We start from the raw sequence: 21166 nt of genomic DNA, 5'->3' as shown, positions 1-21166 counted from the left end.
GTCCGCTCACCACAGCCCCGGCACGACCAGCCCCGCCACCAGCACCACCCCCGCCAGCACCCACGCGACGTAGTCCCCGATGTGTCCGGAGTGCAGTCGGCGCACCGGCGCTGCCCAGCTGGCGGGTTGGGCCGGGCCGTGGGGACGGCGTACGGCCCACCAGGCCAGGCCGCAGGCGAGGGCGGCGGACAGCAGGCCGAGGGCCACGCCTGCCGCGGTCCAGTGCGGGCCGGGCGTCGGTACGGGTGCGGCCGACGGGGTGTGCAGGACCGCGGCGGCGTAGCCCGCCCGGTCGAGGAAGGCGTCCGCGGCGCGGCCGACCGCGGCGTGCAGGCCCGGTACGACGCCCACGGCCAGCGCGCCCGCCAGCAGTGCGACCGGCACGGCCAGCATGGTGTCCGGGATGCGGCTCAGCTGGCCGGCGGTTTCCGGCTGTTCGTCCTTGCCGCTGGTCTCGTCCGCGCGGTTCGCCGCCTCGTCGGCCGCCTCCGGCCGTACGCCCAGGCCCAGGAAGACCCGCGCCACGGCGCGCAGCACCGCTCCCCCGGTGACCGCCGACACGATCACGAACACGGCGGCGGGCCAGCCTCCGGCCGCCTCCTCGGTGACCGCTTTGCCCAGGCCCGTACCGAACGGCGGCAGCCCGGCCAGCGCCAGTCCGCCCGCCGCGCAGACCACGCCGACCAAGGGCAGTTCCCTGCCGCGCCCGTGCAGTTCGCGTTCGTCGACGCTGCGGAAGCGGTCCAGGAGGATGCCCATGGCGGCGAAGAGCGCGGCCTTCACGCCCGCGTGCCCGAGGATGTACAGGGCCGTGCCGCCCGCGCCGTCCGGTGTCATGGTCGCCAGCCCGATCAGGAACAGGCCGGTGTGCGCGACGGTGGAGAACGCCAGCAGCCGTTTGAGGTGGCGCTGCTGCCAGCACATCAGCGCGCCGACGACGGCGGTGAGCGTGCCGAGGGCGAGCAGTGTGCGGTGCGCGTCGGCGGTCGGGATGCCGCCGGGGCCCGCGAAGACGGTCCAGTAGACGCGGGCCGTGCCGTACACGCCCAGTTCGACCATGACGCCGGACAGCAGCATGCACACGGGGGTGGGCGCGACGGCGTGCGCGTCCGGGAGCCAGAAGTGGAAGGGGACCACGGCGGCCTTGACGAGCAGGCCGGTCAGGACGAGGACGAAGGCGGTGAGGACGAGCAGGTCGGGGCCCTCGGCGAGGCCGGTGGAGGGGCCGGTGGGCGGGCCGGCGGAGGACGCGCCGGGGTGGGTGGCCAGGCGGGCGCCGATCTGGGCGAAGCCGAGTTCCCCGGTGCGCCCGTACAGCAGGCCGACGCCGAGCAGGGTGGCGTAGCCGCCGAGGGAGTTGACGACGCCGAAGGTGAGCGCGCCCTGTACGGCGCGTGCCCCTTCGACGCGGTAGCCGGTGAGCGCGTACGCGACGACGCCCATCAGCTCGAAGAAGACGAACGCGTTGAAGAGGTCGCCGGTGAGCGCGAAGCCGCACATGGCCGCCTGGAAGATCAGGACGAGGGCGGGGAAGGTGCCCGCCTGGCGGTGCGGCGGCTCGTCGAAATAGCGCCAGGCGTACGCGAGGACGGCGACGACCAGGAGCGAGGCGACGGCGGCCAGGCCGACGCCGATCCGGTCGCCGACCAGGACGATGCCGACGCCCACGCCGCCGTGCGGGTGCCAGCCGCCCAGCCATTCGACGGCGCGCCCGCCCGGCCCGCCCGCCGACGCCCCGCGCAGCAGGACGGAGAAGGCGAGGGCGGCGGTGCCCGCCGCGAAGACGGCGCCCACGATCTCGGCGGCCCGGCGCGGCATCCGGCGGCCCGCCGCCACCAGGAACGCGGCCCCGAGCAGCGGGGTGGCCACGATCAGCGGCAGGGTGGCGGCCGGAGTGAGGGTCACGCCCGCGGCGATGGTGAGGGTGTCCGCCGCCGTCACCCGCGCAGCTCCGAGAGTTCGTCGGGGTCGACGGTTCCGTGCCGTTTGCCGACCTGGACGACGAACGCCAGCAACAGGGCGGTGACCGTGGCGCCCACCACCACATCGGTGAGGGTCAGCGCCTGCACCACGGGGTCGACGACCGGCCGGGTGCCGGGTCGCAGGTCGGAGAAGACCGGTGCGGTGCCGCCGTCGCGGTAGCCGACGGCGAGCAGCAGGACGTACGTGGACGCCTGGCAGACGGCGAGGCAGCCGACGGCGTGGATGAGGTTGCGGCTGGTGGCCAGCCCGTAGCAGCCGATCAGGAAGATCCAGCCGGCGACGAGGTAGGGCAGCACGCTCATGTCGGCTTCTCCTCGGGCGGGGTGTGGTGGTCGGGGCTCCGGTCGGAGGTGTCGTCCGCGTCGACGATTTCCACCGCCTGGTCGAGGAAGGAGGCCAGCAGCACGACGACGCCGCTGGCGACCTCCACCCCGACGGCGGCGTTGAGCAGCGGCACGGTGCCGCCGGAGGCGAGGGTGTTGAAGGTGCCGTACGGGAGGACGTTGGCCAGGTAGGCGGTTCCGGCGACCAGGCCGGCGGCGCCCAGCAGCAGGTAGGCGGCCTCCCCCGCCGCGTCCGCCATCGCGTACAGGCCGACGGGCCGGATGCGTTCCAGCGCGCGGTAGTCGACGGCGATGTAGAGCAGGTGCAGGGCCGTCGCGACGACCACTCCGCCCTGGAAGCCGCCGCCGGGGCTGAGCTGGCCGTGGGCGATGACGTACAGGCCGATGAGCAGGGTCACCGGGAGCGCGACGAGCGCGTAGCGGCGTACGGGCGGGGCGACGCGCGCGGGTTCGGGCCGTACGCGGCGCTCGTCGCTGGTCTGGCGGAGCAGGACGACGGTGCCCAGCGCCGCGCAGAACAGGATCGATTCCTCGCCCAGGGTGTCGAAGGCCCGCTGGTCGAAGTTGACCGCCGCGATGACGTTGGAGGTGTGCCGGGCGAGGGCCGCCTCGACGGCCCGGGCGCCGTACGGGTGCCGGTCGCCGCCGAAGCCGGGCAGTTCCAGGCTCGCCGCGAACAGCAGGACGGCCAGGCCCAGGCCGCCGACGGCCAGCACCCACAGCCGGGCGCGCCTGCTCATCGGCGCCCCTCCCGGTCCGTGCTTCCGGGCCGGTTCCCGGTGTTGCGGTGACTGCCGCCCTCCCGGCCCCTGCGCCGTACCTTCCGTACGGAGAGCAGCAGCATCAGCGGGGTGAGGGCGGAGCCGACCGCGAGCTGGGACAGGGCCACGTCCGGCGCCTGGAGGACGGCGAAGAGGAGGGCGAGGCTGAGGCCGAGCAGGGCCAGTACGGTCGATTGCCGGACCGGGTCGCGGGCCAGTACGGCGGCGGTCGAGGACGCCGCGACGAGCGCCAGGGCCAGCACGATCAGCACGTCAGCCACCGGCCGCACCGCCCTCCTGACCGGTGGCGCGCCGGGCGGACAGCGCGCGCGTGGACACGATGTTCCCACCGATCAGCAGCGCCCCGATCACCAGGAGCTTGACCATCGCGCGGCCCGGTCCGGTCGCGACGCACAGCGGCAGCACCACGAGCGGTACGGAGATCGCGGCGAACGGCGTCATGGCGCGGCCGAGGGCGCGGGCGACCGGGTCGCGGGCCGGGCGCTCGGCCAGTTCGTCGGCGAGCAGCCGGGCGTAGACGAGGGTTCCGGCGGGGCCGAGGACCGCGAGGACCAGGGCGAGATCGACGTACGAGGGCCGCGCGTAGCCCTGTGCGAGGAGCAGCAGGACCAGACAGCACGTCAGTGTCGCGAGGTTCTGCGCCATCACCCGGCGCCGTACGGGGCCGCTCGCCGCGCCCCATACGGTGGGCGCGAAGCCGATGACGAGCAGGAGGGCGGCGGCCGGCAGCCAGCCGTTCACCGCGGCCACCCACGGTCGGCATCGCCTGCCGCGGCTCTGCGGGCGGCGCGGGCAGCGAACGCGCCGAGCAGCGCGGCTGCCGCGCCGACCAGATACTCCAGCGTGTCCAGACTGCTGACGAGCACTAGCCACAGGCCGGTCAGCGCGGCCCACCAGACGGCCACTTCGACGGCGGTCGCCGCCGCGCCGGACGGCTTCACGGCACCGGACATCCACTCACCTCCGGCCTCGCCCGTACCCGGCCGTCAGGCTCTCATGCGGCACCGGCCGGACGGCCGAACCGCGCCGGACGTGCCCTCCGGACGGTGCAGCCGCCGGCCCCGGGGCGCCGGGCCGGTCACCCCTGGCGGGCCCCGGCCATCGCCCCGTCGGCCGCCGCCACCTCGGGATCGTCACCGGCGGCGGCCAGCACCACGTCCAGCAGCCCGGGGAAACGCGCCTCAAGGTCCTCGCGCCGCAGGTGCATCATGAGGCGGCGGCCCTCCCGCCGCTGGTGGAGCACACCGCTTTCGCGCAGCACGCGCCAGTGGTGGCTGGCGGTGGACTTCGACACCTCGGGCAGCAGTTCGCCACAGGAGCGCTCGGCTCCGTGGGCGAGACGGTGCACGATGCGCAGCCGGATCGGATGCGCGAACGCTTCCAGCACATCCGCGAGGCGCAGTTCGGCGCGGTCGGGGTGACTCAGTACAGCCATGCTCCGAGCGTACGCGGAGGCACCGACACCCGGGCCGCGTCCCCACCCCCCTCCCCGCGGCCCGACGCATTGATTGCTACTGTTCTAGAACATACGAACTGACACACGGCAGGTCGTTCGAACCGCCCTGCCCGGTCCCTCTCACGAAGGAGTCCCCATGCCCGTCCACCAGGACAACTACTCCCTCGGCAAGCAGTTCCACGCCGCGCTCGTCACCGCCGACTGGGAGGCGATCCGCGCCCTCCTGCACGAGGACGCGGTCTGGGAACTGCCCGGCGACAACGCGATCTCCGGCCCTGCGGAAGGTGCGGACGCGGTCGTCGAGCGCGCCCGCAAGATCGCCGGATACGGCGTGAACTTCACCCTGCTGCACATCCTCGTCAGCCGCCGCAACATGGCGCTGTCCCTGCACAACACCGCACGGCGCGGGGACGTGGTGCTGGACGAGCACCTGTCCACGGTGTGCACGGTGCGTGACGGCAAGATCGCGGCCATCGAGACCTACCTGTCCGACGTGGACGGCATGAACGCCTTCTTCGTCTGAGGTCTCCCGAGCCTCCGAGGGCCCGTCACGGGTTCGTCTGCGGCAGGACCAGCGCCGACGGGTGGTGCACGGTGATCTCCGTCGGCACCAGCCGGGTGGCCGTCGCCGGCGGCTCGCCCGTACCGGTGTTGCGGGCGAAGCGCGGGTGGGCGCCGCCGCTGACCTGGAGGCGGATGCGGTGCCCGGCGGCGAAGGAGTGGGCGGTGGGGCTCATTTCCACCGTCACCTCCGCCGGGCCCGCCGCGGCCGTGGCGGGGTCCAGGCGCCGTATCCCGTCGCAGACGTTGACCGAGCGGCCCCGTTCGTCCACGTCGCAGAGCCGTACGAACACGTCGGCGTGCCCGGTGTCGGTGCCGACCCGCAGGTCCACGCCGACCGTGCCGAGCACGTCGGCCGGTTCGGTGAGCGGCGGGGTGGTGAAGGTCAGCACGTCGCCCCGGGCCTCCAGGGCGGCGTTGTCGCGGGGGCCGGCCGTCCGGGACAGCAAGGGGCCGCCGACGGACGGCGTCGGGTCGGCCGGGTCGTAGCGGAAGGACAGCGGCGGAGCGGCTTCGGGAGCCCGGTCGCTCAGCAGGCCGTCACCCGTCAGGTACCAGCGGCGGTCCGTCGCGGCCGGTGGCCAGTCGGGCAGGTCGCGCCATTCCTGACGGCCGCCTACGTGCACGCGGGCCCGCGCCTCGCGCAGGCCGGACGGGTCGTCGCACAGGTGGGCCCGCAGCCAGGCGAGGCTTTCGGCGAAGACCTCGGGCCAGCCCTGCTGCATCGCGGTGTTGTGCGTCCAGGGGCCGACGAGCAGCGCGGCATCGCAGCCGGCGCGGCGCAGCCGGTCGTACTGCTGCATTGTCTGGTCGAGGCACACGTCGTACCAGCCGGTGATCAGGCTGGTCGGTACGGTCGAACGGACGGCCGCGACGCCCGCGTCGGCGCCCCGCCAGTGGGCGTCGTCCGGGTCGGGCCGGGACAGCGCCTCGTCCAGGAACGGCACCCGGCCGCCCAGCCCGGGCACGTACGCCTCGCCGAGCGGCAGCGTACGGGCGATCCGGGGCAGCTGGCGTTGCAGCCGCAGCGCGGCCCGCACCATGGCCAGGGCGCCGCGTCCGTAGTGCAGCCGCCCGACGGCGGAGACAAGGGAGTTCTCCAGGGCGAACGGGCCCGAGGGATAGAAGAACCCGTGGATGTCGTGCAGCCCGACCTGGACGACCATCGCGCGCAGTTCCGGCGGCGGGTCGGCGGCGAGGGCCCACTGGGCGTAGCCGAGGGCGCTGGGCCCGATCGTCCCGAGGACGCGGGTGAACCAGGGCTGTTCACGCAGCCACGCGACGGCCGCCTGCCCGTCGGCGGCCTCGTGCTGCCACAGGGCGTACTCCCCGCCGGATCCGCCGGTACCGCGGGCGCTCTGCAGGACGACGTGGAAGCCCTGTTCCGCGAAGAGCAGCCCGAACATGGGCGCCCAGGGGATGCCCCGGCCGTACGGGGAGCGGACCAGCAGCGTGGGGAAGTCGCCGTCGGCGCGGGGGAAGTAATGGTCGGTCAGCAGGGGGCTGCCGTCCGCGGCGGGCACCACGAGGCCCCGCTCGCAGAGGACGTCGTACTGCCGGGGCGGCAGGCCGCGCCAGGTGCGCCGCACGGCCCGAGCGAGCAGGGGCGGTTTCTTGGCGGCGGAATGGGCGGAGGTGTGGTGGGTCGCCGTCGTCACGGTGCCTCGATTCCTGGTGCGGACCGGTTCGTTGCCCGGCCCGGCCGTCTCCCGGCCGGGGTGGCGCGCGGCCGGATTATTTCCCGTACGACGTACGACAATAGCGGATGGTTGGATGGAGCGGACAGCGAAGAGAGGTTGCCGTGACCCGTACAGGCACATCAGGCCGGGCTGCCGGGGTGGATCCCGAGGCGCTGTGGGCCCCCGCCGCACGGCCGCGGCGCGGGCGCCCGCCGGCCCACAGCCGGGAAGCGATCACCGCGGCGGCCGTCGCCCTCGCCGACGCCGAAGGGCTCGGCGCCGTCACGATGCGCGCGGTCGCGGCCCGGATCGGAGCCGGCACGATGTCGCTCTACAGCTATGTGCCCAACAAGGAGACACTGCTGGAGCTGATGATCGACGAGGTCAGCGGCGCGCACCGGCTGCCCGAGCCGTCCGGCGACTGGCGCGCGGACCTGCGCCGCCTCTTCCACGAGCAACGCGCGATCATGCGGCGCCACCCCTGGCTGCCCGCCGCGCTGCCCGCGCGGCAGACGTTCGGCCCGAACACCCTCGCCGCCCTGGAGCACGCGCTCACCGTCCTCGCGCCCGCGGGCCTGGACGCCCGCGCCGGGCTGGAGGTCTTCAGCCTGCTCTCCGGTTTCGTGGCCAGCCACGTCACCCACGAACTCGCCCAGGAACAGGCCGCCGACACCACCGGCCGCGCGTTCCACGACGCCCAGACCCGCTACCTGCGCTCCCCCGCCGTCACGGACGCCTACCCGGCCGTCGCCCACGCCCTGACGGAACCGGACGCCGCCACCTCCCCCGACGCCACCTTCGACCGCCTGCTCGACCGTATGATCAACGGCCTTACGGGGGCGGGCTGAGCCGGACAGGCGGCGTATCGGGCGGACGCGGCGGCAGGAGCGCGGGGGCACGGAATTCAGCTGCCCGGCATGATCACCCGACGCTACGATGCTCCGGCAGGCGGCCCCCGCGGCCCCGTCCCGTACCGCCCCTCCTGCGGAAAGGCAGCCGACCATGAGCGCTCACTCCACCGGAACCGGTGCCGTCACTCCTCAGGGGCCGTGGTCGGGCCCGGGGGTCGTGGTGCTGACCGGCATTCAGGCCGCGGGGAAGTCGACCGTGGCGCAGGCGCTCGCGGAGCGGCTGGAGCGGTCGGTGCATCTGCGCGGGGACGCGTTCCGGCGGATGGTCGTGCGGGGGCGGGCGGAGATGACGCCGGACGCCGGGGAGACGGCGCTCGCCCAGCTGCGGCTGCGGCACCGGCTGACGGCCGCCTGTGCCGACCAGTACGCGCAGGCCGGGTTCACCGTGGTCGCGCAGGACATCCTGCTCGGCGAGCACCTGACCGAGATGGCCGAGCACATCAGGACCCGCCCGCTCGCGGTGGTCGTCCTCGCACCCGACGCGTCGGCGGTCGAACGGCGGGAGGCGAACCGGTCCAAGACCGCCTACGGGCCCGACTGGAGCGTGCGCGACCTCGACACCGCGCTGCGCGAGCACACCCCGCCGATCGGGCTGTGGCTGGACACCACGGAGCAGACTGTCGACGAGACCGTGGACGAGATCCTCGCCCGCGCCTGGACGGAAGGCGCCATCACCTAGACGATGGACGGCCCGTCAGTACCCTTTCGGCGGCCGTGTCGGATCGGCCTGCTGCACCCGCTCCGCGAAGTTCGAGCCGGAGGTGTTGACGCCGTAGCGGTCGCGGACGTAGCCGATGGTGGCGCTCATGCACGCGACCACGTCGTACGGGGTGCGGGCGGTGCCGTCGAGGTGGTACGCGGCGAAGGTCGGCGGGATGCACTGGGTGGCGCCGCGCGAGCAGTTGCGCGGGTGGCCGTCCGTCATGACCGGGCCCCAGGCGTTGTCGTCGGTGGTGTTCACCCGCCAGCGCGGGTGGTTGTACGAAGACTCCCGCCGCGCGATGGTGACCAGCGCCGGAATGCCGTACCGCGGGTCCATGCCGGTCAGGCCGCACGCCACCCGGGCGTACTCGCGCATGGCCCCCTTGCCCGACGCGTCGTCGGGGTCGTCGTACTCCACCTCGGAAAGCTCCACCGGCCCACGCTCCCCTCCGCCCCGGCAGGCCACCGGCCCGCCGCAGGTCCTGCCCCCATGGTGCCCGTCCGCCCGGCGCGCGAACCGGCCCACCGCCCCGCCGGCCGCCGCTTCCCCGGTCGTACGGAGCCGGTGCGTTCGCCGTACGGGTGACCGGGCCGGACTCGTTCGGCTGGGATGCCGGCGAGGCTCGTCCGACCGGGTGAAGCCCGCGCACGACGGCCCCCCGAGGTCACTAAGGTGCCCGCCATGACCACATCCCAGACCACCACCGGCACCCCTGCGAACAGTCAGCTGGGCACCCTCATGATGATCGGATGGAGCGGCGCCCACCCCGAGGACGGTCACGATGTGCCCTTCCTGCTCTCCTACTCCCTCGGGGACGGCAAGGACGGCCCGGAGGCCGGGTCGGAGGCCATGGGCAGGATGCTCGGCCAGGCCGGGCTGCTGGTCGGCGGCGAGTTGCAGGACGCCTCCCGTACGCCCAGCCTGCCGCTGACGCTGATCGTCGAGGCCGGGCAGGCGGTGCTGACGATGCCGGTCTTCACGGCGCAGTGCCCGGTGCCGCCGGAGTGGCTGGCGGCGGCCGACCACCGCAAGCAGGTGTACGGCATGTTCGCCACCCGCCCGTGGCCCGAGGCGCGGCCGGGCGGTCCGGTCAGCGAGGACATGCTGCGGGCCTACGCGGGCGACGAGGGTGTGATCAGGAGTTCCGCGCACTGCCTCATCCCGGTACGCACCCTGCGGGGCTCCACCTCGTCCTGAGCCCGCCGCGTCCGGCCCTCCCCCGTACGGCCGCGCGCCATCCCGGATGCGGATCCGTCCGTCGGCGGTGACCCTGGAGACGTGGGGGCGACAGTGGCGAGGAGGACGACTCATGTCCGTGTTGGACAAGCTCAAGCAGATGCTGAAGGGCCACGAGGACCAGGCCGGCAAGGGCGTCGACAAGGCCGGCGACTTCGTCGACGACAGGACCCAGGGCAAGTACAGCGGTCAGGTCGACACGGCCCAGGACAAGCTCAAGGAGCAGTTCGGCCGGGACCAGGACCAGCCGCCGCAGTCCTGAATTCTGATCACGCAACGTCCCGGGCCGGACGCCGCCTGTCAGGGCGTCCGGCCCGGGATGCTTGCCACAGTCCCGCCCGCTCGTCAAGAGCGCGGACACGCCTTCACCCGTTCGAGGGACACAAGCTTGCCTGATCGATTCTCCTCGGGCGCATCCCGCTACCGTTTTTCCGCACCCCGGTCCCCGGTGCCAACAGCGATACGCCGCTCTGCGGCCTGCGCACCGGTGGGGGCGACATGGTGGAACGCACCGTCGACACGGCAATGCACACATACACGGTCGGCGACCAGTTCGTGCTGGCACTGCGCGGCGAGCTGGACCTTGCGCTGGCACTGACCCTGCAGCCCGTCATGGGCGAGGCGCTGCCACCCCGGCCGGGCACGGTCGTCGTCAATCTGTGCCAGGTCTCCTTCATGGACTGCAGCGGCCTGGCCCTGCTGTGCCGCCTCCGCGAGCGGGTGAACGACCGCGGCGGCCGGCTGATGCTGCTGAGCCCGCGGCCCGTGGTCCGCCGTCTGCTGCGCCTGGCGCCGCTCGACGAGCGCTTCGTCGTGATCGACCGGCTGCTGCCCGCACGTACGCTCAACTGACGCGGACGGTCTCAGCCGAACGTCACCCCCTGCGCCAGCGGCAGCGCGTCCGAGTAGTTCACGGTGTTCGTCGCCCGCCGCATGTACGAACGCCAGGCGTCCGAGCCGGATTCGCGGCCGCCGCCGGTCTCCTTCTCCCCGCCGAACGCGCCGCCGATCTCCGCGCCCGAGGTACCGATGTTGACGTTGGCGATGCCGCAGTCGGAGCCGTCCGCGGCCAGGAAGCGTTCCGCCTCGCGCTGGTCGCGGGTGAAGATGCTGGACGACAGGCCCTGCGGAACGCCGTTGTGCAGGGCCAGGGCCTCGTCGAAGGTGCGGTAGGTGAGGACGTACAGGATGGGGGCGAAGGTCTCCGCGCGGACGATGGCGGTCTGCGCCGGCATCCGTACGACCGCCGGGCGCACATAGACGGCGTCCGGCGCCAGGTCGGCGAGCCGGCGGTCGCCGCCGGTCAGTACGGTGCCGCCGTCGGCCCGCGCGGCGTCCAGGGCCTTGTCCATGGCGGCGTGGGCGCCCGGCCCGATGAGCGGGCCGACGAGGGTGGCGGCGTCGAAGGGGTTGCCGACCCGGAGTTGGCCGTAGGCGTGCGCGATCTTCTCGGTCAGCCGGTCCGCGATGTCCTCGTGGACGATGAGGCGGCGCAGGGTCGTACAGCGCTGGCCCGCGGTGCCGGCGGCGGAGAAGACGATGCCGCGTACGGTGAGGTCGAGGTCGGCGGACGGGGTGACCACCGCGGCGTTGTTGCCGCCGAGTTCGAGCAGGCAGCGGCCGAAGCGGGCGGCCACCCGCGGCCCGACCTGGCGCCCCATCCGGACCGATCCGGTGGCGCTGAGGAGCGCGATGCGCGGGTCGTCGGCGAGCAGTTCGCCGATCTCCCGGCCGCCGAGGAGCAGCCGGTGCAGCGCGGCCGGGGCGCCCGTGTCGGCGATCGCGCGGGCCAGCAGGGCGTCGCAGGCCAGGGCGGTCAGCGGGGTCTGTTCGGAGGGCTTCCAGACGACCGGGTCGCCGCAGACCAGGGCCACGGCGGTGTTCCAGGCCCAGACGGCGACGGGGAAGTTGAAGGCGGTCAGCACCCCGGCGACGCCGAGCGGGTGCCAGGTCTCCGCGAGGCGGTGACCGGGGCGTTCGCAGGCCATGGTGCGCCCGTAGAGCTGCCGGGACAGCCCGACCGCGAAGTCGCACATGTCGGTCATCTCGCGTACTTCGCCGAGCGCTTCGGAGCGGATCTTGCCGGCCTCGACGGTGACCAGGTCGGCGAGGTCGTCCTGGTGCTCCGTCAGGAGTTCGCCGAGCCGCTTGACCAGGGCGCCGCGCCGGGGCGCGGGGACGGTGCGCCATTCGCGGAACGCCGCTTCGGCGGCGGTGACGGCGGCGTCGGCCTCCTCGGTGGTGGCGGCGGGCAGCCGGTACAGGACGCCGCCGGTGAGCGGCGTACGGGCGGTGATGCCGGTGCCCTCCGGGGCGGCGTCCTCCCCGATGGTGCCGACGCCGCAGCGGCGCAGCCGGTCGGCGGCCAGGTCACGGAGTTCCTCGGTGCTGGGGAGCTGGGCGGGGGTGCTCACGGCGGGGTGGCTCCTAAGGTCGCGGGCGGTGGGGTGTGGCGGTACGCGGTGGTCAGGAGGGGCACAAGGTGCGCAGGGCGTCGTCCGCGCCCAGTGCCTCCAGTGCGTGCCGCAGCGAGGCGTCCTGCTGGGCCGCGTAGATTTCGAAGGGGTCGTGCACGGGGCGCCCGACGGCTTCGGAGAGCCGGTGTTCGTCGTACGGCGTACCGGTGCGCGTGGCGTCCCTGGTGCCCTGCCCGGTCAGGTTGGAGCGGAAGATCCCGGCGGCCGAGCGGGGCAGGAAGTCCTCGTAGACGATGGGGTGGGCGGTCAGCCAGCCCTGGGCCAGCAGCCCGGCGAGGTCGGCGGGCGGGCGCCTCCTGTCGCGCGGGCGCGTGGGGGACGGTTCGTACGTGAAGTAGCCGAGTCCTTCGGCGGCCAGCCGGTGTTCCGAGCGCGGGAAACCGGCCTCCCAGAGGGCGCGGGCCACGTCCTGCCGCGCGGGGCCGCCGGGCCCGGACGCGGCGAGCCGCCGGTCCGTCTCGGTGGTGAGCGCGTCGTAACGGGCGCGGCCCGCGCGGCTGAGCGCGATGCCGCGCGCTTCGACCTCGCCGAACCGCACGCGCAGGGCGCCGGTGGTGACGCTGCCGTCCGGTTCCCGGAAGGTACGGGCTTCGTCGAGCGCGCGGAAGGAGGTCTGGCGCAGCAGGACGTCGGGCCCGTCCCAGCGGGGCGGCCCCTGGATCTCGTCGATCATGGTGATGCCCCGGTCCGCCATCCGCCGGTAGAGCGCGTCGATGTCCAGCACGCGCGGTGTGAGGTGGTTGATATGGGTGCTGGTGACGCCGCCGATGTCGGCGGCAACGGCGGAGATCCGGGCGAGTTCGGTGTACCAGGCGCGGTCGACCGGCTCCGGGGACAGTTCGAAGGCGGCGACCGCCAGGGTGAGGAGGCGTTCGGCCTCGTCCGGTTCCAGGCCCCGCTCGCGTTCGGCGCGTTCGGCGAGTCTGAGCAGCTCCGGCGGGAAGAGGGTGCGGCGCTCCAGGAAGGTTTCCAGCCGGGTCTGGAGGCCGGCGTCGAAGAACCGGCGGTCGGCGGTGGTGAGCAGGGAGGTGAAGACGCGGAAGGGGTTGCGGGCCAGTTCCTCGGGCTCCACGGGCCGGAAGGCGGTGGAGACCACCGGGACCGCGCTGGTGGTGGCGTCCCGCAGATCGTAGAAGCCCACCGGGCGCATGCCCAGGGCGGCGAAGATCTGTGCGGCCTGGCACAGTTCGCGGGGCGTGCCGACGCGGATGGCGCCGTGCCGCTCCGCGGTGACCCGGGCCAGCGCACCGAGGCGCCCGGCGTCCGGATCGCGGCGCGCCACCTCGTCGTTCACCTCGCCCGCCACCTCCAGGAGCGTGGTGTACGCGGGGACTTCGGCACCGTACATGCCGGACAGCCGGCGGGCGAAGGCGGCGCGCAGCCGCCAGGTGGGGATCATGCGTCCTCCCGACGCGACGGGCGTTCAGATGATGTGGGCCTCGGGGCGGGCACCGGTGTGCCCCGCGCTCCCCTCCTCCTCCGCCGGGCCGTCGAACCGGCTCGCCGCCAGCGGCCCGATGTCGAGGAACGGTTCCCGGCCCAGGTAGAGGTCGCGGACCAGCTCCCCCACAGCGGGTGCCTGGAGGAAGCCGTGGCCGGAGAAGCCGGTGGCGTACAGGAAGCGGCGCACGTCCGGGGCCTCGCCGATGAGGGCGTTGTTGTCGGGGGTGGCCTCGTAGAGCCCGGCCCAGCCGTGGCCGGCCGGGACGGTGGCGAGGGCGGGCGCCCGGCGGGCGACGGCCGCTCGGAAGGGTTCCAGCCACTCCCGGCTGTAGTCCCGGCCGAAGCCGGGTTCCTGGCGCGGGTCCGACAGGCCCAGCAGCAGCCCGTCCGCGCCGTCGTTGTGGAAGTTGGCGGTGGAAGCGAAGTCGAGGGTGAAGGGGATGCGGGGCGGCGGCGGGTCGAGCGGCCCGGTCAGGGCGATCTGGCGGCGCAGCGGGGTGACGGGCAGCCGTACGCCGGCCATCGCGCCGACCTCCCGCGACCAGGCGCCCGCGCAGCAGATCACCGTGCCGGTGCGCACGGTGCCGTACGGCGTACGGACCGCGCCGAGGGCGCCGCCGGAGGTGTCCACGGCGGTGACGGGGCAGTGCGTACGGACGGCCGCGCCGTGCCGGACGGCGGCGTGCAGATAGCCGCGTACGGCCGGCTCCGGGAGCGCGTAGCCGTCGGTGGGGCAGTACGCGGCGGCGATGACGCGGTCCGGGTCCACGTACGGGCAGAGCGCGGCGGCCTCGTCCGGGCGGACGATCCGGCTGGGCACCCCGAGCCCGTTCTGCGTCGCCACGCCCTCCTCGAACAGGGCGAGTTCGGTGGCGTCGCCGAGGAGGAAGAGGTAGCCGACGCCCGCGAAGCCGATGTCGGCGCCGGGGCGTGCGGCGAACGCCCGCCACGCCTCCAGGCTGCGCCGGCCGATCCGGATGTTGAGCGGGTCGGAGAACTGGGCGCGGACGCCGCCGATGGGCTTGCCCGAGGAGCCGGCCGCCGGCCGGTCGCGCTCCAGCAGCAGGACGCCGGGCACCCCGGCCTCCGCGAGGTGGAACGCGATGCTCGCGCCGATGATGCCACCGCCGATGATCACGACCTCGGCGCGGTCGGGGACGGAGACCGTAGCGAAGTCCGTGGCCGTACTGCGCTCCATGCGAGACGCCTTCCGCCGGGGACGGGACGTGTGGTGCCGCTGGTTTTGACGGTGACGGTCATGGTCATGGTGACGCCCATGGGCCGCCGCGTCCATGTGCCGTCCGCCCCGGCGGGCGCCGGATCACTGGCCGAGATCGTCCACGAGCGTCGGCGACGGATGGGGGATCTCGCCGAAGTCCTCGTCGTCGTCGGCGACGGTGAGGCGGTTGATGACGTTCTCCAGGACGGCGGGGAGGGTGGGCGCGAGGCCGCTGTGCCACTGGACGAGCAGGGCGTGCCGGGCGGCGTCCGGCAGCAGCTGCCTGCCGTCGCACGCGGTGGGCGGCGGCGGTTCTTCCTCGGGGTCGTGGGCGGCCTGCGTACGCCAGTAGGCGGCGTCGCGGAACTCACCGTGCCGCCGGTGGGAGAGGTACAGGCAGTACGCCGCGGTACGGCTGCCGCCGCCGGCGCCGAACCGCCACCAGAAGTCGGCGGCCTCGGCGCGCCCGGTGATGTGCAGCAGGCAGGCGAAGACCAGGGCGCCCTCGGGGTCGATCCGGTGGTCGTTGACCAGCCGGGCCAGGCTGTCCGCCGCCGCGGCGGCGTTGACGACCAGGGCACAGGCCAGGTCCAGTTCGTGGGTGGCCTCGTCGTGGGCGCTCGGGTAGGCGGTGGGCGCCGGGGCGCCGGGGCGGGGCGCGGCCGGGTACGCGGCGCCGCTCTCCTCGTACGTGTCACCGGCCAGCCGGTCGCGGGCCGCCGCGGTGTCGTAGGAGCCGTAGGACTCGGCGAGTACGCCCGCGGCGGCGGCCAGCAGGGATTCGACGGTGTCCGGGCCGGCCTGACGGGTGTGCGGCATGGGTCACTTTCCCTTCGTGGGGCACGCGGCGATGCCCAGTGCGGCGGCGAGCCGGCGCTTGCCCCGGCTCGCGTGGGAGCGGACGGTGGCCTCGTCGACACCGAGCAGGGAGGCGATCTGGGCGTCGGAGTAGCCGACGACATGGCGCAGCACGATCACGTCGCACTGCCGCTCGGGCAGCCGGGATATCGCCTCGTACAGGCCCAGCTGGCTTTCCAGCAGCGCGAACTGCTGCTGGCACTCGCGCAGCAGGGCGCGGGTGACGACGGCGAAGGCGGCGCTCTGCGTCAGTGCCGTGACGCGGCCGTTCGCGCTGAGCCAGTCGACCACGGTCTCCTTGAGGACGGCCCACGCGTAGGAGTCCACCGAGGACTGTTTGAGTGCGTACGGCCAGCACAGCCGTAATCTCCGGTAGGCGGCGCAGGTGACCTCCAGGGCCGCCTCCTCGCTGCCGGTGTGGAGGTGGGCGTAGGCCAGCCACTTGCGGTAGTGCGTCTCGTGGAACGCCTCGAAGGCGACGGCCAGCCGCCGGCCGGCCTGCCGCAGCGGATCGCCGGCCGCGGGCGGCAGCCGGTCGCGGGTCATGGGCGCACCTGTGCGCCGGGGCGCCGGGGGCCGAGGGAGCGGGCCGCGGCGGACGGCGGCAGGGGGCTGTCCCGGTACGTGCTCACGTGAGTTCCTCGATCCGTTCACCGCGGTCCGGGGGCCGGGCAGGCCCCGGCATCGGCGGGAGGGCAGAAGCCCTCCCTTCCAATGAACCGGAAAACCCGCCCCGTTGTGGCACCGACCGCCAAGAAATCTCGCGGTACGCGTTCCTGTGATGACGTGAATCCATCAGCGGGACCGGAGCGCCGGGCGTACGGCGCGCCCCGGAGCATGACCGGGATCGTGGCGGGTAGGGCTCCGGCGGCGGCCCGGCGGCCGTACAGGGAGGCGGAGGGCGATGGGTGACGAGCACGGCGAACCGGTGGTGGACCTCCAGCTGGACCGGGCCCACTCGGCCCGCATCTACGACTACATGCTCGGCGGCAAGACCAACTTCCTCGCCGACCGCACAGCCGCGGGCAGCGTGCTCGCCGTCTTCCCCGCGGCGCTGGTCGCCGCCCGGATCAACCGGGAGTTCACCCACCGCTCCACGCGCGACCTCGCGCGCGCCGGGCTGCGCCAGTTCCTGGACATCGGTACGGGCATCCCCACCCCGCCCAACCTCCACGAGATCGCCCAGGGCGTCGCGCCGGACGCCCGTGTGGTCTATACGGACAACGACCCGATCGTGCTGGCCCACGCCGCGGCGCTGCTGCGCAGCACGCCGCAGGGGCGCACCGCCTACCTCCAGGCGGACGTCACCGACCCGGGCGCCATAGTCACCGCGCCCCAGGTCCTGGCGACCCTGGATCTGAGCCGCCCGGTCGCGCTGAGCCTGAACGCGCTGATGCACTTCGTGCCCGACGGGGACCGGAACCGGGCGCACGAAGTGGTCGAGGAGCTCAAGGCCGCGCTGCCCAGCGGCAGCGCGCTGGCCATGAGCCACGCCACGGCCGACTTCTCCCCCGAGGCGATGGCCCGGATCTCGGACATCTACGCGGCGGCGGGCACGACGGTGACCTACCGGACCAAGGCGGAGTTCGCGCGGTTCTTCGACGGCTGGGAACTGTGGCAGCCCGGCATCACCCTGCCGCACCAGTGGCGGCCCGACGACCCGGGCGACGCCACGCATGTGACGGACGCCGAGGCCGCCTGTTACGCGGCCGTGGCGCGCAAGCCCTGACGCCCGCCCCGGCTACCCGGCGTTGCCGTGCTGGACCGTGAAAGCGGGCGGTGGCTCCACGTCGTGGACGTGCGGGAGTTCGGAGACCAGCTCCGAGGTCATCGCGACGGTCGCGGCGAGGGCTTCGGGGACTTCCACGGCCTGCGCGGTGGCCGGGGCGGTGGCGGCGGCCGAGCCCGCCAGCAGGGCCGCGGCGGCAATCTTCTTGATCATGCCCTGCACAACGAGAGTCCCCGCGCACGGGTCACCCCGCCGCCCGCACCGGTGTGCGGACGGCGGGGTGCGGCGGGGATCCGGCCCGGTCAGGTCCGCCGGTCGCCCTTGCCCTTCAGGGAGTCGCGCATCCCCTGGGCGTTCTCCTTGGCCTCGTCCATCGCGCCCTTGGCCTTGCCCTTGGCGCGGTCGGTCTTCCCCTCGCTCTTCATCCGGTCGTCGCCGGTGGCCTTGCCCGCCATCTCCTTGGCCTTGCCCTTGACCTTGTCCATGGCGCTCTCGTCGCCCATGACCTGCTCCCTCGGTCCGGTTGGTGGGACAGCACCACGCTGCCGCAGCCGGGCGGCGGGCGCATCCGGAGGGAACTACCGGTAGTCCCGGCACCGGCCGGTCCCGCGCGCCCGCCCCGCCGCTGCCATTGACCTCTCCGGCGCCCGGCGCCACCGTGTTCCCCCGCCGGTTCCGTCTCCTGCCTTCCCTCACCGACCCCAAGGACGGCACTCATGCGAAGACGCACTTTCGTCAGCGGCCTGGCGGGCACCGCCGCGGGCCTCGGACTGGCCGGTACGGCGCGCCCCGCGGCCGCCGCCCCCACGGCCGCCCCCGGCTGGTCGGCCGTCCCGGTCCCGGACGCGCGGCCGGGCGCCCGGCTGTACGGCGTGGCCGCCGCCCGGCCCGACCTCGCCTGGGCCGTCGGCGTGGAAGGGCTCGGCGGCAGCGGCGACGGGAACGCGGTCGCGCTGCGCTGGGACGGCGCCGCCTGGTCCCGTACGGATCTGGGCGCGCTCTCCTCCGCCGGGCCGCTCACGGCGGTCACCGCGGCCGGCGCCGGGGCCGCCTGGGCGGTCGGCGCGGGCGGCCTGCTGCTGGCCTGGGACGGTACGACCTGGCAGCGGACTCCGTACCCGGGCCACGGCGAGGCCGGGACCACCGTCACCGACGTGGTGGCCACGCACGACGGCCGGGCGTGGGCCAGCGGGCGGCACGACGGCCGCGCCGGGCTCCTGCACCGGGACGGCCGCCGGTGGCGCTGGTGCACCCCGCTGCCGGACGCGGCGGCGCCCACTCCCGGGCACGTCCATGTCACGCCCGGCGGCGAGGTGTGGGTGTACGGCGAGGTCATCGCGCGCTGGGACGGCGCCTGGACCGTGCTCCCGCACAACCCCGGCATCCGCTCGACCGTCTCCGGGCTGCTGCCGGTGGCCCACGACGACATCTGGCTCACCGGATACGGCTACGGGGTCGGCGGCCCGCCCGGGAAGCCGCCCGGCGTCATTCTGGAGCGCTGGAACGGCACCGAGTGGACGTGGGTGAAGGCGCCGTACTCCGTCGGCCTGCTCAGTTCGGTCGCCGGGGACGAGCGGGGCCGCCCCGACCGGATCACCGGCTGGGACTTCTGGGACCATAACCGCTCCCACTACCTGCGCTGGGACGGCACCGCCTGGGTGAGCGAGCGCGGCCCCGAGATGCCGGAGACGGCCCTGATGACGGACCTGACCCGGATACCCGGCACGGCCGGTTACTGGTCGGTCGGCACCACGTCCTTCTCCGCGGGCACCACGGCCCGGATGCACATCGAACGGTACGGGTGAGCCACCGGCTCCCGGCCCCGGGCGGACGGGCCGGGCGGCGGCCCCGCCGTTCACCCGTTCGCCCGTTCCGGATCGCAGCGCGTGCCCGGGGCTCCTAGCGTCCGTACGACGGAGTGTCCCCTCCTGTGCGACCCGCGGCCGAAGGAGTTCGACATGCGCCGGCTCATCGCCGTACCGACCGCACTGCTCGCCCTCGCCGTCGCCGGGTGCGCCGGCGGCGGACCGGACGATCCCACGGAGTCCTCCGCCGCCTCCGGCTCCGCGCCGGGCGCGAGCCCCACGAAGAGCCTGGAGGGAAGCCCGTCCGGGGACCCGGGCCCCAGCGGCGGCGCGAGCCCGTCCGGCTCCGCCGTCCCCGGCCAGCCGCTGGACTGCGGGGCGCTGCCGGACGCGATGGGCGAGGGCCTGACCGCGCGGCTCTTCTCCGGCCCCGGCGCCGGGCCGACCGCGGGCTGCGCGGAGGCCCGCGGCGTGATGGGCGAGTTCTTCCGCAAGGCCACCGCGGACAAGCCGGCGCTGACGGTGCGCGGCTGGGAGTGCCAGTACGAGAACGGGCCCACCGGCACCTGGCTGAGCAGCTGCCGCAAGGACGGCGGCCGGCAGCAGATGCACACCGAGGAGGCGGGCGGGTCCGCGCCCCCGGACGACCCCGGCCAGTCCGAGAAGCCGGAAGGACCCGGGCTGCCCGGCGGGGGCGAGGAGTCGCAGACCTCGATCCACCTCCCGTGGGCCCACGTCTGACGGCGGCCCGCCCCGTTACGCCCGGTCGATCCCCGCGAACCAGGCCGGTCCGTCGTCCAGCGCCATCTTGATCCGCGCCACCGCGAACTCCTCCATCTCCGGCAGCGCGTCCAACGCGAACCAGCCCACCTCCAGCGACTCGTCGTCGTTGACGACGGCGGTGCCGCCGACCGCGCGGCAGCGCAGCGAGATGTCCATGAACTGGCACTGGTCGCCGTTGGGGTAGCGCACCCGCTGGAGGGCCTCGACGAGGATCACGCGCTCGGGGACGACGTGCACCGCCGTCTCCTCGAAGACCTCGCGCACCGCGGTCTCGGCCGGCTGCTCCCCCGGCTCCGGGATGCCGCCGATGATCGACCACATGCCGTTGTCCACTCTGCGGCCGAGCAGCACCCGGCCGCGGTCGTCGAAGACCACGGCGCTCACGCCCGGCAGCCACAGGAGCTGGTGGCCGATGCCGGCCCGGATGTCACGGATGAAGTCGGGTGTCGCCATACCCGCACCCTAACGACCACCGGGTAAGGAGCATGGTGACCGCACCCGTCGTACTCGCGTACGGGACGGTCCGGACGCGGCGCGGCTCAGCGGCCCGCGGCCCGCTTGCGGTTCCGGTCGCACCGGCCGCGGATGCAGCGCACCGCGCTCTCGGCGTCGTCGACCGTGACCGTGAAGCTGCGGCCGTCGCCGAGCCGGAGCACCACGGCCTCGCCGCGGCGTACGACCACGGCCGTGCCCTGCTCGGGGCGCCAGCGGTAGCCCCAGCCGCCCCAGTGGCGCGGGGTGACGCGGGGCGCGAAGTCGGCGCCGACGACGTGGTCCAGGGGGATCCGGCGGCGGGGCAGGCCCATGTGCCCGCAGCGCACCTCCAGGCAGTCCTGGTCGACGCGGACGGCGACGTGCACGAAGGCGAGGGTGCCGAAGAGCACCAGCAGACCGGCCAGGACGCAGCCGACCACCGACATCACCAGCGGCGCCAGCCCGGACGTCCAGGCGCTGTCGACGGCCAGCTCGACGCCGAGCGCCATGCAGGCCGCCCCGGCGCCCGCCAGGAGCCACTGCACGCGGTTGGTCGCGCGGCCGTGCCACACCTCGGGGACGTCCGCGGGGTCCGCATGACTGCCGGAACCCCCGCCGTCACCGACCGGGCCGCCGTGCTCGCCGGGGGCTGTCGCCCCCTCGTGGGGGTGGTCCCTCATGACTCGCAGCGTACGCGCCTTTGCCCGTCCTGGCAGCGTGTCG

At 74.3% G+C, this 21166-nt stretch carries 27 protein-coding genes; 9 read left to right on the top strand and 18 right to left on the bottom strand.

The window, feature by feature from the left end; genetic code table 11:
- Positions 1-6 precede the first annotated feature (6 nt).
- The 7 genes from CP984_RS34955 to CP984_RS34925 form a co-directional block, all read right to left on the bottom strand.
- Complete coding sequence (locus CP984_RS34955) at positions 7-1941, bottom strand: complex I subunit 5 family protein (RefSeq protein WP_003984760.1); 1935 nt, start codon at positions 1939-1941, stop codon at positions 7-9.
- Positions 1938-2285, bottom strand: a complete 348-nt coding sequence (locus CP984_RS34950; protein ID WP_003984762.1) for a sodium:proton antiporter — start codon at positions 2283-2285, stop codon at positions 1938-1940. Before CP984_RS34950 ends, CP984_RS34955 begins: the two co-directional genes overlap by 4 nt.
- Positions 2282-3067, bottom strand: coding sequence for an MnhB domain-containing protein (locus CP984_RS34945; RefSeq protein WP_003984763.1), 786 nt, complete (start codon positions 3065-3067; stop codon positions 2282-2284). Before CP984_RS34945 ends, CP984_RS34950 begins: the two co-directional genes overlap by 4 nt.
- Positions 3064-3369, bottom strand: a complete 306-nt coding sequence (locus CP984_RS34940; RefSeq protein WP_043979764.1) for a Na(+)/H(+) antiporter subunit B — start codon at positions 3367-3369, stop codon at positions 3064-3066. Before CP984_RS34940 ends, CP984_RS34945 begins: the two co-directional genes overlap by 4 nt.
- Positions 3362-3850, bottom strand: coding sequence for a monovalent cation/H+ antiporter complex subunit F (locus tag CP984_RS34935; protein ID WP_032921745.1), 489 nt, complete (start codon positions 3848-3850; stop codon positions 3362-3364). Before CP984_RS34935 ends, CP984_RS34940 begins: the two co-directional genes overlap by 8 nt.
- The gene (locus tag CP984_RS34930) at positions 3847-4062 is read right to left on the bottom strand and encodes a hypothetical protein (RefSeq protein WP_003984766.1); all 216 of its coding nucleotides are present in this window, start codon (positions 4060-4062) and stop codon (positions 3847-3849) included. Before CP984_RS34930 ends, CP984_RS34935 begins: the two co-directional genes overlap by 4 nt.
- Before the next feature lie 125 nt (positions 4063-4187).
- On the bottom strand, positions 4188-4544 hold the full coding sequence (locus CP984_RS34925) for an ArsR/SmtB family transcription factor (protein WP_003984767.1): 357 nt from the start codon (positions 4542-4544) through the stop codon (positions 4188-4190).
- Positions 4545-4701: 157 nt separating this feature from the next.
- On the opposite strand from CP984_RS34925, the gene CP984_RS34920 reads away from it, so the two are divergent.
- Entirely contained in the window at positions 4702-5088 is a 387-nt protein-coding gene (locus CP984_RS34920; RefSeq protein WP_003984768.1) for a nuclear transport factor 2 family protein, read from the top strand.
- Positions 5089-5113: 25 nt separating this feature from the next.
- On the opposite strand, the gene CP984_RS34915 is transcribed toward CP984_RS34920, so the two are convergent.
- On the bottom strand, positions 5114-6784 hold the full coding sequence (locus tag CP984_RS34915) for a CocE/NonD family hydrolase (RefSeq protein ID WP_003984769.1): 1671 nt from the start codon (positions 6782-6784) through the stop codon (positions 5114-5116).
- Between the two features lie 179 nt (positions 6785-6963).
- On the opposite strand from CP984_RS34915, the gene CP984_RS34910 reads away from it, so the two are divergent.
- Together CP984_RS34910 and CP984_RS34905 are read left to right on the top strand one after the other, a co-directional pair.
- Positions 6964-7653, top strand: a complete 690-nt coding sequence (locus tag CP984_RS34910) for a TetR/AcrR family transcriptional regulator (protein WP_003984770.1) — start codon at positions 6964-6966, stop codon at positions 7651-7653.
- A 154-nt stretch (positions 7654-7807) separates the two neighbouring features.
- Positions 7808-8395, top strand: coding sequence for an AAA family ATPase (locus tag CP984_RS34905; protein WP_078575386.1), 588 nt, complete (start codon positions 7808-7810; stop codon positions 8393-8395).
- Between the two features lie 15 nt (positions 8396-8410).
- On the opposite strand, the gene CP984_RS34900 is transcribed toward CP984_RS34905, so the two are convergent.
- Positions 8411-8851, bottom strand: coding sequence for a lysozyme family protein (locus tag CP984_RS34900; RefSeq protein ID WP_003984772.1), 441 nt, complete (start codon positions 8849-8851; stop codon positions 8411-8413).
- A 249-nt stretch (positions 8852-9100) separates the two neighbouring features.
- Between CP984_RS34900 and CP984_RS34895 the strand changes: the two genes are divergently transcribed.
- The 3 genes from CP984_RS34895 to CP984_RS34885 all read left to right on the top strand — a co-directional run bounded on the left by CP984_RS34895 (position 9101) and on the right by CP984_RS34885 (position 10507).
- Entirely contained in the window at positions 9101-9616 is a 516-nt protein-coding gene (locus CP984_RS34895; protein ID WP_003984773.1) for a DUF5949 family protein, read from the top strand.
- 112 nt (positions 9617-9728) lie between these two features.
- Positions 9729-9917 (top strand): antitoxin, encoded by a 189-nt coding sequence (locus CP984_RS34890; RefSeq protein ID WP_003984774.1) that lies wholly within the window; start codon positions 9729-9731, stop codon positions 9915-9917.
- 236 nt (positions 9918-10153) lie between these two features.
- Positions 10154-10507 (top strand): STAS domain-containing protein, encoded by a 354-nt coding sequence (locus CP984_RS34885; RefSeq protein ID WP_003984775.1) that lies wholly within the window; start codon positions 10154-10156, stop codon positions 10505-10507.
- A gap of 11 nt (positions 10508-10518) precedes the next feature.
- Here CP984_RS34885 and amaB read toward each other — a convergent pair whose 3' ends face one another.
- From amaB to CP984_RS34860, 5 genes are all read right to left on the bottom strand, one after another.
- A complete protein-coding gene (gene amaB, locus CP984_RS34880; protein ID WP_003984776.1) occupies positions 10519-12069 on the bottom strand; it encodes an L-piperidine-6-carboxylate dehydrogenase in 1551 nt (516 codons plus the stop codon).
- A gap of 52 nt (positions 12070-12121) precedes the next feature.
- The gene (gene hglS / locus CP984_RS34875; RefSeq protein ID WP_003984777.1) at positions 12122-13531 is read right to left on the bottom strand and encodes a 2-oxoadipate dioxygenase/decarboxylase; all 1410 of its coding nucleotides are present in this window, start codon (positions 13529-13531) and stop codon (positions 12122-12124) included.
- Between the two features lie 24 nt (positions 13532-13555).
- On the bottom strand, positions 13556-14773 hold the full coding sequence (locus CP984_RS34870; RefSeq protein WP_003984778.1) for an NAD(P)/FAD-dependent oxidoreductase: 1218 nt from the start codon (positions 14771-14773) through the stop codon (positions 13556-13558).
- 123 nt (positions 14774-14896) lie between these two features.
- A complete protein-coding gene (locus CP984_RS34865) occupies positions 14897-15613 on the bottom strand; it encodes a hypothetical protein (RefSeq protein WP_003984779.1) in 717 nt (238 codons plus the stop codon).
- 3 nt (positions 15614-15616) lie between these two features.
- Entirely contained in the window at positions 15617-16198 is a 582-nt protein-coding gene (locus CP984_RS34860) for an RNA polymerase sigma factor (protein ID WP_003984780.1), read from the bottom strand.
- A 358-nt stretch (positions 16199-16556) separates the two neighbouring features.
- Here CP984_RS34860 and CP984_RS34855 point away from each other — a divergent pair, with 358 nt between their 5' ends.
- Complete coding sequence (locus tag CP984_RS34855) at positions 16557-17381, top strand: SAM-dependent methyltransferase (protein ID WP_003987470.1); 825 nt, start codon at positions 16557-16559, stop codon at positions 17379-17381.
- A gap of 12 nt (positions 17382-17393) precedes the next feature.
- Here CP984_RS34855 and CP984_RS34850 read toward each other — a convergent pair whose 3' ends face one another.
- A complete protein-coding gene (locus CP984_RS34850; RefSeq protein WP_125521029.1) occupies positions 17394-17594 on the bottom strand; it encodes a hypothetical protein in 201 nt (66 codons plus the stop codon).
- Positions 17595-17683: 89 nt separating this feature from the next.
- Positions 17684-17884, bottom strand: coding sequence for a CsbD family protein (locus CP984_RS34845; protein ID WP_003987468.1), 201 nt, complete (start codon positions 17882-17884; stop codon positions 17684-17686).
- A gap of 213 nt (positions 17885-18097) precedes the next feature.
- On the opposite strand from CP984_RS34845, the gene CP984_RS34840 reads away from it, so the two are divergent.
- Both CP984_RS34840 and CP984_RS34835 read left to right on the top strand, forming a co-directional pair.
- Complete coding sequence (locus CP984_RS34840; protein WP_030183357.1) at positions 18098-19186, top strand: ligand-binding sensor domain-containing protein; 1089 nt, start codon at positions 18098-18100, stop codon at positions 19184-19186.
- Positions 19187-19339: 153 nt separating this feature from the next.
- A complete protein-coding gene (locus CP984_RS34835; RefSeq protein ID WP_003987397.1) occupies positions 19340-19927 on the top strand; it encodes a hypothetical protein in 588 nt (195 codons plus the stop codon).
- 15 nt (positions 19928-19942) lie between these two features.
- On the opposite strand, the gene CP984_RS34830 is transcribed toward CP984_RS34835, so the two are convergent.
- Both CP984_RS34830 and CP984_RS34825 read right to left on the bottom strand, forming a co-directional pair.
- Positions 19943-20422, bottom strand: a complete 480-nt coding sequence (locus CP984_RS34830; RefSeq protein WP_003987398.1) for an NUDIX hydrolase — start codon at positions 20420-20422, stop codon at positions 19943-19945.
- 86 nt (positions 20423-20508) lie between these two features.
- Complete coding sequence (locus tag CP984_RS34825) at positions 20509-21123, bottom strand: hypothetical protein (RefSeq protein ID WP_003987399.1); 615 nt, start codon at positions 21121-21123, stop codon at positions 20509-20511.
- Positions 21124-21166: the final 43 nt, after the last annotated feature.

The organism is Streptomyces rimosus (assembly GCF_008704655.1).
In the GTDB taxonomy this organism is placed as follows: Bacteria; Actinomycetota; Actinomycetes; order Streptomycetales; family Streptomycetaceae; genus Streptomyces; species Streptomyces rimosus.
This window is presented reverse-complemented; position numbering and strand designations above follow the sequence as displayed.

What these genes read in the sequence shown, in the direction of transcription:
- CP984_RS34950 (WP_003984762.1), bottom strand. Translation starts at nt 2,285, where the DNA reads ATGAGCGTGCTGCCCTACCTCGTCGCCGGCTGGATCTTCCTGATCGGC.
- CP984_RS34945 (WP_003984763.1), bottom strand. Translation starts at nt 3,067, where the DNA reads ATGAGCAGGCGCGCCCGGCTGTGGGTGCTGGCCGTCGGCGGCCTGGGC.
- CP984_RS34930 (WP_003984766.1), bottom strand. Translation starts at nt 4,062, where the DNA reads ATGTCCGGTGCCGTGAAGCCGTCCGGCGCGGCGGCGACCGCCGTCGAA.
- CP984_RS34925 (WP_003984767.1), bottom strand. Translation starts at nt 4,544, where the DNA reads ATGGCTGTACTGAGTCACCCCGACCGCGCCGAACTGCGCCTCGCGGAT.
- CP984_RS34920 (WP_003984768.1), top strand. Translation starts at nt 4,702, where the DNA reads ATGCCCGTCCACCAGGACAACTACTCCCTCGGCAAGCAGTTCCACGCC.
- CP984_RS34905 (WP_078575386.1), top strand. Translation starts at nt 7,808, where the DNA reads ATGAGCGCTCACTCCACCGGAACCGGTGCCGTCACTCCTCAGGGGCCG.
- CP984_RS34895 (WP_003984773.1), top strand. Translation starts at nt 9,101, where the DNA reads ATGACCACATCCCAGACCACCACCGGCACCCCTGCGAACAGTCAGCTG.
- CP984_RS34890 (WP_003984774.1), top strand. Translation starts at nt 9,729, where the DNA reads ATGTCCGTGTTGGACAAGCTCAAGCAGATGCTGAAGGGCCACGAGGAC.
- CP984_RS34885 (WP_003984775.1), top strand. Translation starts at nt 10,154, where the DNA reads ATGGTGGAACGCACCGTCGACACGGCAATGCACACATACACGGTCGGC.
- hglS (WP_003984777.1), bottom strand. Translation starts at nt 13,531, where the DNA reads ATGATCCCCACCTGGCGGCTGCGCGCCGCCTTCGCCCGCCGGCTGTCC.
- CP984_RS34870 (WP_003984778.1), bottom strand. Translation starts at nt 14,773, where the DNA reads ATGGAGCGCAGTACGGCCACGGACTTCGCTACGGTCTCCGTCCCCGAC.
- CP984_RS34865 (WP_003984779.1), bottom strand. Translation starts at nt 15,613, where the DNA reads ATGCCGCACACCCGTCAGGCCGGCCCGGACACCGTCGAATCCCTGCTG.
- CP984_RS34860 (WP_003984780.1), bottom strand. Translation starts at nt 16,198, where the DNA reads ATGACCCGCGACCGGCTGCCGCCCGCGGCCGGCGATCCGCTGCGGCAG.
- CP984_RS34855 (WP_003987470.1), top strand. Translation starts at nt 16,557, where the DNA reads ATGGGTGACGAGCACGGCGAACCGGTGGTGGACCTCCAGCTGGACCGG.
- CP984_RS34850 (WP_125521029.1), bottom strand. Translation starts at nt 17,594, where the DNA reads ATGATCAAGAAGATTGCCGCCGCGGCCCTGCTGGCGGGCTCGGCCGCC.
- CP984_RS34845 (WP_003987468.1), bottom strand. Translation starts at nt 17,884, where the DNA reads ATGGGCGACGAGAGCGCCATGGACAAGGTCAAGGGCAAGGCCAAGGAG.
- CP984_RS34840 (WP_030183357.1), top strand. Translation starts at nt 18,098, where the DNA reads ATGCGAAGACGCACTTTCGTCAGCGGCCTGGCGGGCACCGCCGCGGGC.
- CP984_RS34835 (WP_003987397.1), top strand. Translation starts at nt 19,340, where the DNA reads ATGCGCCGGCTCATCGCCGTACCGACCGCACTGCTCGCCCTCGCCGTC.
- CP984_RS34830 (WP_003987398.1), bottom strand. Translation starts at nt 20,422, where the DNA reads ATGGCGACACCCGACTTCATCCGTGACATCCGGGCCGGCATCGGCCAC.
- CP984_RS34825 (WP_003987399.1), bottom strand. Translation starts at nt 21,123, where the DNA reads ATGAGGGACCACCCCCACGAGGGGGCGACAGCCCCCGGCGAGCACGGC.